This window comes from Kitasatospora sp. NPDC057542, from assembly GCF_042801945.1.
Taxonomy (GTDB): Bacteria; Actinomycetota; Actinomycetes; order Streptomycetales; family Streptomycetaceae; genus Kitasatospora.
In genome coordinates, this window is sequence record NZ_JBHVFE010000454.1 from 1 (window position 1) to 7,203 (window position 7,203).

Genomic DNA, 7,203 nt, shown 5'->3' on the forward strand with positions numbered 1-7,203 from the left:
ACGAGTGTTCGGCTGCGTCCTTTTGGTATCAGTGACCGGGGGGTTCCCCGGCCCCCTCCCCCTTGGTCGCAGTTTGGCCCTTTCCGGCGCTGGGGGCGCCCGGTGGGGCGCGCCTTCCGGGTCACGTCACACCGCGGCCCGGGCGGCGAGCTCCTTGGCCCGGCGGGCGGCCTGCTCCAGGGCCCGGGCCTTGGACTCGGCGGCGTTCGGGATGAAGTCGGCCATCGCCGGGACGGCCGGCGCCAGGGTGAACTCCGGGACGATGAAGTCGACCTCCAGCCCGAGCATCCCGGTCAGCACCTTCTCCAGGTAGGTGGTGACGAACTCGTACGGCTCGCGCGGGGCGCCGGGCGCGTACGAGCCGCCGCGGGCGGCGACCACGGTGACCGGGGTGCCCTTGGCGGACGGCTGCTCGCCGGCGGTGCGGCCCACCAGGATCACCTGGTCCAGCCAGGCCTTGAGGGTCGACGGGATCGTGAAGTTGTACATCGGGCTGCCGATCAGCACGGCGTCGGCCTGCTCCAGCTCGCCCATCAGCTCGTCGCGCAGCGCGAAGGCGGCGGACTGCTCGGCGCTGTGGGCCTCGGCCGGGGCGAACCCGGCGCTGATGCCGTGCACGTCCAGGTGCGGCAGCGGATCGGCGGCGACGTCCCGGTAGACCACCGTGCCCTCGGGGTGCTCGGCCTCCCAGGCGGCCCGGAAGGCGGCCGTGACCTCGCGGGAGACGGAGCCGTCGGTGATCGCGGAGGAGTCGATGTGCAGGAGCGTGGGCATGGTGGGGCCTCCAGAGAATAAGCAGCTGCCGATTTCGCTGCAACTGAAAGTACAGTAGCAGCTTACTTTTCTACAGTTGCTAGTGACGGGTCGAGTACGCTGGATCCATGGCCCAGCACGAGGTAGTGACCGACGGAGTCCCGACCGCCCCCGCCGCGTGCGACGTGGGCGCCCGGAACGCCTGCCAGAACACCGACCTGGCCCTGGGCCGGGTGTTCACCCTGCTCGGCAAGCGCTGGACCGGAATGCTGCTGGGCGTGCTCAACAACGGCGGCCAGGCCTACTTCTCCGAGCTGCGCCGCGCCGTCCCGGGCATCAGCGAGCGGATGCTCTCCGACCGGCTGACCGAACTGGCCGAGGCCGGACTGGTGGTCCGCGAGGTCGACGCCGGCCCGCCCCTGCGGGTCAGCTACCGGCTCACCGAAGGCGGCGTCGCGCTCAAGCCCGCGCTGCACGAACTGGCCGTCTGGGCCGACCGCTACCTGCCGGAGAGCGCCCTCAGGAGCGGCGGCTGCTGACCCGCACCGGCCGCGCCGGACCGCCCCCGGACATGCGGAAGGGCCCGCCTGCTGTCACCAGCAGACGGGCCCTTCACCCGGGCGGAACCCCCGGCGCGGAACCTCGAAGCGCAATCGCCGGCGCGCAATCCACGGCGCGCGGAGTCCTCAGCGCTTCTGCGCGCCGCGCAGCCGGGCCAGGCGGTCGGTGACACCCCAGGTGGTCACCCGCCACAGCGCCTCGACGACGATGTTGCGGCTCATCTTCGACGCCCCGAGCTCGCGCTCGACGAAGGTGATCGGCACCTCGGCGACCTTGAATCCGGCCTTCACCGTGCGCCAGGCCAGGTCGACCTGGAAGCAGTACCCGGCCGAGGCGACCTCGTCCATGCCCAGGCCCAGCAGGGTCTCCTTGCGGAACGCCCGGTAGCCGCCGGTGACGTCCCGGATCGGCACGCCCAGCATCAGCCGCGAGTAGGTCGAGCCGCCGCGCGAGAGCAGCAGCCGCGACTTCGGCCAGTTCACCACCCGGCCGCCCGGCACCCAGCGCGAGCCCAGCACCAGGTCGGCGCCGCGCAGCGCGCCCAGCAGCCGGTCCAGCTCCTCGGGCTGGTGCGAGCCGTCCGCGTCCATCTCGACCAGGACGTCGTAGCCGTTGTCGATGCCCCAACGGAAGCCCGCGAGGTAGGCGGCGCCCAGGCCCTCCTTGCCCTTGCGGTGCATCACGTGGACGTGCTGGTCCTCGACGGCCAGCTTGTCGGCCAGCTCGCCGGTGCCGTCGGGGCTGTTGTCGTCGGCGACCAGAACGTGCGCCTCGGGCACGGCGGCCCGGACCCGGCCGACGATCCGCTCGACGTTCTCCGCCTCGTTGTAGGTCGGGATGATCACCAGGACCTTGCCGAGATCAGCAAAACTCTGCTGGTTCACGGTCACGTACAAACCTCTCGGCCGATGGCGGGGGGTCTCGGAACACCGGCGCCCGCACTCTGGAACGCGGCTCCGCCGGCAACCCGCCGGGGAGGACCTCGGTGGCGAACTGCGCGCAGGGCGGAGGCAACTGCGTCCAGGCAGTCTACTACCGCGCCCGGGAGCCACCGGTTCGACCGCGGCACTCCCGCCCGCTGCCCGCCGTTTCCCCGTGGGTGACCCCGTTCGGCTAGGGTCGTTCCCTTGCCCACGCCCGCACCGCCGGGCCCGCCCCGGCGAGCCGGCGCACCCGCCCAGACAGCGAAGGAGTAGGACCGCGCGCATGGACAGGCTCCTCAACACCGTCCGCCCGTACGCCTGGGGGTCGCTCACCGCCCTGCCCGAACTGCTCGGGCAGCAGCCGACCGGTGAGCCGCAGGCCGAGCTGTGGATGGGCGCCCACCCCGGCGACCCGTCCCGCGCCGACCGCGGCGACGGCCCGCGCCCGCTGGACGAGCTGATCGCGGCCGACCCCGAGGGCGAGCTGGGTGCCGCGTGCACGGCCCGGTTCGGCCCGACCCTGCCGTTCCTCTTCAAGGTCCTGGCCGCGGGCACCCCGCTGTCGATCCAGGCCCACCCCACGATCGAGCAGGCCCGCGCCGGCTTCGCCGCCGAGAACGCCCTCGGCATCCCGCTGGACGCCCCCGAGCGCAGCTACCGCGACGCCAACCACAAGCCCGAAATGGTCTGCGCACTGGGCGACTTCGAGGGCCTGTGCGGCTTCCGCCGGCCCGCCGAGGCGGCCGAGCTGATGGCCCGGCTCTCGGTGAACGGCCTGGAGCCGCTGATCGACCTGCTGTGCGTCGAGGACGAGGCCGAGGCGCTGCGCGGCACCCTGGCCGCCATCCTCACCATGGACGACGAGACGGCCGCGAAGACCGTCCGGGAAACGGCCGAGACGCTGGCGGAGTACGACACCGGCGATCCGGACTGGTACTACGCCCCGTACGCCCGGATCGCGAAGGACTTCCCGGACGACCGCGGCCTGATCGCCGGCATGCTGCTCAACCACGTCCGGCTGCGGGCCGGCGAGGCGCTCTACCTGGGCGCGGGGGTGCCGCACGCCTACCTGTCCGGCGTCTGCGTCGAGCTGCAGGCCAACTCCGACAACGTGCTGCGGGCCGGCCTCACCCCGAAGCACATCGACGTGCCGGAGCTGCTGAAGATCGTGGTCTTCGAGGCCGGCGCCCCCGAGGTGCTGGCCCCCGTCCGGGTCGAGGCCACCCCGGGCGAGGAGCTCTACCCCGTCCCGATCGACGAGTTCCGGCTCTCCCGCTTCACGCTGGACGGCGTCGAGCGCTCGATGGACGGCCGCACCCCGCAGATCCTGCTCTGCACCGAGGGCGCGGCCCGCCTCACCGGGGCCGACGGCACCGTCCTGGAGCTCGCCCGCGGCCAGTCCGCCTTCCTGCCCGCCACCGGCACCCCGACCCGCCTCTCCGGCACCGGCACCACGCTCTTCCGTGCCACCGTCACCGTCTGACCACCCCGTGGGGGATGACCCGGGCCCTCAGTCCCGGGTCATGTCGACGAAGCGCGAGTAGTGGCCCTGGAAGGCCACCGTGATGGTCGCGGTCGGACCGTTACGGTGCTTGGCGACGATCAGGTCGGCCTCGCCCGCCCGCGGGGACTCCTTCTCGTAGGCGTCCTCGCGGTGCAGCAGGATGACCATGTCGGCGTCCTGCTCGATCGAGCCGGACTCGCGGAGGTCCGAGACCATCGGCCGCTTGTCGGTGCGCTGCTCGGGGCCACGGTTCAGCTGGGACAGCGCGATGACCGGGACTTCCAGTTCCTTGGCCAGCAGCTTGAGGTTACGGGACATGTCCGAGACCTCCTGCTGACGGTTCTCGGCCCGCCGGGAGCCGCCGGACTGCATCAGCTGGAGGTAGTCGATGACGATCAGCTTGATGTCGTTGCGCTGCTTCAGTCGGCGGCACTTGGCGCGGATCTCCATCATCGACAGGTTCGGCGAGTCGTCGATGAACAGCGGTGCCTCGCTGACGTCGGGCATCCGGCGGGCGACCCGGGTCCAGTCGTCGTCCGTCATGTTCCCGGAGCGCATGTGGTGCAGCGCCACCCGGGCCTCGGCGGAGAGCAGACGCATGGCGATCTCGTTGCGGCCCATTTCGAGCGAGAAGATCACGCTCGGCAGCTTGTGGTGGATCGAGCAGGCGCGCGCGAAGTCCAGCGCGAGGGTGGACTTTCCCATCGCGGGGCGGGCCGCGATGACGATCATCTGGCCCGGGTGCAGCCCGTTGGTGAGCTGGTCGAAGTCGGCGAAGCCGGTCGGCACGCCGGACATCTGGCCCTGCCGGGAGCCGATCGCCTCGATCTCGTCGAGGGCGCCCTCCATGATGTCGGCCAGCGGGGCGTAGTCCTCGTTGGTGCGCTGCTCGGTGACGGCGTAGATCTCCGCCTGGGCGGCGTTGACGATCTCGTCCACGTCGCCCTCGGCCGCGTAGCCCATGCCGGCGATCCGGGTGCCCGCCTCGACCAGTCGGCGCAGCACCGCGCGCTCGTGCACGATCTGGGCGTAGTACTCGGCGTTGGCCGCGGTCGGGACGGAGTTGACCAGGGTGTGCAGGTACGAGGCGCCGCCGACCCGCTGGAGCTCGCCGCGCTTGGTCAGCTCTCCGGCCACCGTGATCGGGTCGGCCGGCTCGCCGCGGGCGTAGAGGTCGAGGATCGCGCCGTGCACCATCTCGTGCGCGGGCCGGTAGTAGTCGGCCGGCTTGAGCACCTCGACCACGTCGGCGATGGCGTCCTTGGAGAGCAGCATGCCGCCGAGGACGGACTGTTCGGCGGCCAGGTCCTGCGGGGGGACGCGCTCGAAGCCGTCCACCCCGCCCTCGCCGTCGCCCTCGCCCCGGCGCTGCCGGCCGCCCTCCGGCCGGCCGCCCTTGCCGCCCTTCTGGAAGCCGCCCTTCTGGAACCCGTCGCGGCCGCCGCCCTGACGCCCCTCGCCGCGGCCGCGCGAGACCGGCAGCCGGTCACCGGGGCCGTCCGGGAAGGGTGCGTCGTCGAAGGTGCCGGCCGGGAAGGGGTCCTCGGCGGTCTGCCAGTCATCCTCCGGCGGCGGGGCGTCGTGGTCGTCGTACTGGGGGCCGGTCACGCGTGTTCCCCGATCAGCGAGTGGTGCGAAGTTGGAGCGGGCTTGCCGGTGGCTGGGTGGAGCGGATCCGCTCCTCTTTGTACGCCACGGCTCCGACAAATCGGACGCCGGAGCGGTACGAGTGTCGGGCGGAGGGCCCACGCTAAGGCGCCGGGCACCGTTGCGCCAAGGCGGTTATCCACAGGGGGTGTGGATGAACGGCCCCGTCCTGTGGAGAACTGCCGCAAAGCTGTGGACACCCCTGTGGACGCCCCTGTGGATAACCGGACGATCGATCCACTGTCAACGTGCTGACCTGGGATTACCTCTTCCCGGGCCTGTGCATGAGAAATTCTTCACACACCTCCGAATGGCTGTGGGCACAGAGCGGGCGAACCACGTCGCTCAGGATGACGAGTAATAGCCACGGGCCACTTACATCCATTACCTGTGGATGAGTAGCCTGGAGTCCATGACCGCCCCGCCCCCGACCCCGGCTCCGGCCGCCTCGCGACGCCGGCACGACCGGGAGATCCTCGCCCTGGCCGTCCCGGCCTTCGGCGCACTCGTCGCCGAACCGCTCTTCCTGATGGCCGACTCGGCGATCGTCGGCCACCTCGGCACCCCCCAGCTGGCCGGGGTGGGCGTCGCCTCCGCGGCGCTCTCCACGGCGACCGGAGTGTTCGTCTTCCTCGCCTACGCCACCACCGCGGCGGTCGCCCGCCGGATCGGCGCCGGGGACCGCCGGGGCGCCGTGCAGCAGGGCGTCGACGGCATCTGGCTCGCCCTGGGCCTGGCCGTCCCGGTGGTCCTCCTCACCCTGCTGCTGGCCCCCTGGGCGGCCGACGCGCTGGGGGCCTCGGCGACCGCCGCGCCGCATGCAGTGACGTATCTGCGGATCAGCTCCCTGGGCATCCCCGCGATGCTCATGGTGCTGGCCGCCACCGGGGTGCTGCGCGGGCTCCAGGACACCCGCACCCCGCTGGTGGTGGCCGTCGCGGGCTTCGCCGCCAACATCGGACTGAACGCCGGTCTGGTGTACGGCGCCGGGCTCGGGGTGGCCGGCTCGGCCTGGGGCACCGTGCTCGCACAGACCGGGATGGCCGCCGCCTACCTGGTCGTGGTGGTCCGCGGCGCCCGCCGGGAGCGGGCCTCGCTGCGGCCGGACGCGGCGGGCATCCGGGCCAGTGCCAGGGCCGGCGGCCCGCTGCTGGTCCGGACGATCAGCCTGCGCGCGGTGCTGATGACCGCCACCGCGGTGGCCGCCCGGCTCGGCGACGACCAGGTGGCCGCCCACCAGATCACCATGACGCTGTTCAACTTCCTGGCCTTCGCGCTGGACGCCATCGCGATCGCCGGCCAGGCCATCATCGGCCGCTACCTGGGCGCCTCGGACGCCCCCGGCGCCCGGGCCGCCACCCGGCGGATGGTCGAGTGGGGCATCGTCTCCGGGCTGGTGCTCGGCCTGCTGGTGGTGGTCGCCCGCCCGCTGTACGTCCCGCTGTTCACGCCCGATCCGGCCGTCCGGGCCCAGCTGGACACCGCCCTGCTGCTGCTCGCGCTCACCCAGCCGGTGGCCGGCCCGGTCTTCGTGCTGGACGGCGTGCTGATGGGCGCCGGGGACGGCCCCTACCTGGCCTGGGCCGGGCTCGCGACCCTGGCGGTGTTCGTCCCGGTGGCCCTGGCGGTGCCGGCCACCGGCACCGGACTGGCCGGGCTCTGGTGGGCGATGAACCTGTTCATGCTGCTGCGGGCCGGCTTCCTGGCCTGGCGCGCCCGCGGCGGCAAGTGGCTGGTCACCGGGGCGGTACGCGGCTAGGAGCGGGCCGGGTCCGGAACCGGACCGGAAAAGACCGAGGGCCGGACTCCCGGAGG

The 7,203-nt window shown here is 72.5% G+C and carries 6 protein-coding genes; 3 read left to right on the forward strand and 3 right to left on the reverse strand.

Features of this window, described 5'->3' with window-relative positions:
- Positions 1-126 precede the first annotated feature (126 nt).
- Positions 127-774: an FMN-dependent NADH-azoreductase gene (locus tag ACFU7Y_RS36250; RefSeq protein ID WP_224277708.1), complete on the reverse strand. Its 648-nt coding sequence runs from the start codon at positions 772-774 to the stop codon at positions 127-129.
- 107 nt (positions 775-881) lie between these two features.
- Here ACFU7Y_RS36250 and ACFU7Y_RS36255 point away from each other — a divergent pair, with 107 nt between their 5' ends.
- Positions 882-1,292, forward strand: coding sequence for a helix-turn-helix domain-containing protein (locus ACFU7Y_RS36255; RefSeq protein WP_224277706.1), 411 nt, complete (start codon positions 882-884; stop codon positions 1,290-1,292).
- A gap of 147 nt (positions 1,293-1,439) precedes the next feature.
- On the opposite strand, the gene ACFU7Y_RS36260 is transcribed toward ACFU7Y_RS36255, so the two are convergent.
- The gene (locus ACFU7Y_RS36260) at positions 1,440-2,204 is read right to left on the reverse strand and encodes a polyprenol monophosphomannose synthase (protein WP_224277704.1); all 765 of its coding nucleotides are present in this window, start codon (positions 2,202-2,204) and stop codon (positions 1,440-1,442) included.
- A 316-nt stretch (positions 2,205-2,520) separates the two neighbouring features.
- On the opposite strand from ACFU7Y_RS36260, the gene manA reads away from it, so the two are divergent.
- Positions 2,521-3,720 carry a mannose-6-phosphate isomerase, class I gene (gene manA / locus ACFU7Y_RS36265; RefSeq protein WP_224277702.1) on the forward strand — a complete coding sequence of 400 codons (1,200 nt, stop codon included), beginning with the start codon at positions 2,521-2,523 and terminating at the stop codon, positions 3,718-3,720.
- Between the two features lie 27 nt (positions 3,721-3,747).
- Here manA and dnaB read toward each other — a convergent pair whose 3' ends face one another.
- Positions 3,748-5,223: a replicative DNA helicase gene (gene dnaB / locus ACFU7Y_RS36270; RefSeq protein ID WP_224277714.1), complete on the reverse strand. Its 1,476-nt coding sequence runs from the start codon at positions 5,221-5,223 to the stop codon at positions 3,748-3,750.
- A gap of 577 nt (positions 5,224-5,800) precedes the next feature.
- Here dnaB and ACFU7Y_RS36275 point away from each other — a divergent pair.
- Positions 5,801-7,147 carry an MATE family efflux transporter gene (locus tag ACFU7Y_RS36275; RefSeq protein WP_224277700.1) on the forward strand — a complete coding sequence of 449 codons (1,347 nt, stop codon included), beginning with the start codon at positions 5,801-5,803 and terminating at the stop codon, positions 7,145-7,147.
- The last annotated feature ends 56 nt before the right edge of the window (positions 7,148-7,203 follow it).